The organism is Faecalibacterium sp. An192, from assembly GCF_002160175.1.
GTDB lineage: Bacteria > Bacillota > Clostridia > Oscillospirales > Ruminococcaceae > Faecalibacterium.
The window spans coordinates 1-824 of sequence record NZ_NFKB01000144.1 but is presented as its reverse complement, the minus strand read 5'-3'; the positions used below and the strand labels follow the sequence as shown (position 1 = coordinate 824).

Genomic DNA, 824 nt, shown 5'->3' with positions numbered 1-824 from the left:
CCCTTTGTCGCCACATCGGATGGGTTATTTACCCGAGCCTCTAAACGGTCTCTCGCTTAAAAGCCCCTTATATCAGCTCCCAGCCATGGTGCTGCTGGGGTGTTATAAGCATGAATGCGTGTCAAATCAGACAACCTTGGTCACATTCTGGGTGACAGCAACAGCAATGTACTTGACACCAGTCTCCACGCCCTGGACGACAGAGGAAGTCACAGTCTTGGTCACAATGCTTGCAGAGATGTCATAAGTATACTTGTAGTTGGTATCTGCAGAAGTTTTCGGCAGGTCCACAATACCAATCATTCCTGCAATCTGCTCCAAAGCATACTCATCGCTGGTAGTAGCATTGACAACATACAGGTTCACAGCTGTGGTGGTCTTGGTGTTATCATCATCCAGCGCAGCCACAATACCCTTCTCTGCATTCATGGACTTAACCAGGTTATTGTAGATGACAGCATTCTCATCATCAAGATCAACCTGAACTGCGTCAATATTGGTGATATCAGCGTAATCAGTGATTACAAAGTACTTTTTGACATTCTGTTCCAGAGCAGAATCCAGCTTGCTGTTTGCTACAGCAGTCACACGCTCCTTTGCAGCGCCAGTCATAGCGGTGCGCAGCTCGGTGGAGTAGCTGGTAGCGGTCGAGGTCTCGCCCTCACCCTTGTTGTCATCGGTGTTGTTGCCAGAGCAGCCAGCCAGCATGCTGACAGCCATAACGCCAGCGAGCATCAGAGAAGCAATCTTCTTGAGTTTCATAATGAATTTTTCCTCCTTAATGGTGTAAAAAGATAGAGACCCAAAACAGGTTCAAAGGAAGG

Annotated in this window: 1 protein-coding gene; it reads right to left on the bottom strand. The window is 47.8% G+C overall.

All coding sequences use genetic code 11. From position 1 onward, the window contains the following. Positions 1-126: 126 nt before the first annotated feature. Positions 127-762, bottom strand: coding sequence for a hypothetical protein (locus B5F27_RS16340; RefSeq protein ID WP_087248003.1), 636 nt, complete (start codon positions 760-762; stop codon positions 127-129). Between the last annotated feature and the right edge of the window lie 62 nt (positions 763-824).

Bases quoted from the DNA above. Each gene is read 5' to 3' on its own strand.
- B5F27_RS16340 (WP_087248003.1), bottom strand. From the start codon at position 762: ATGAAACTCAAGAAGATTGCTTCTCTGATGCTCGCTGGCGTTATGGCT.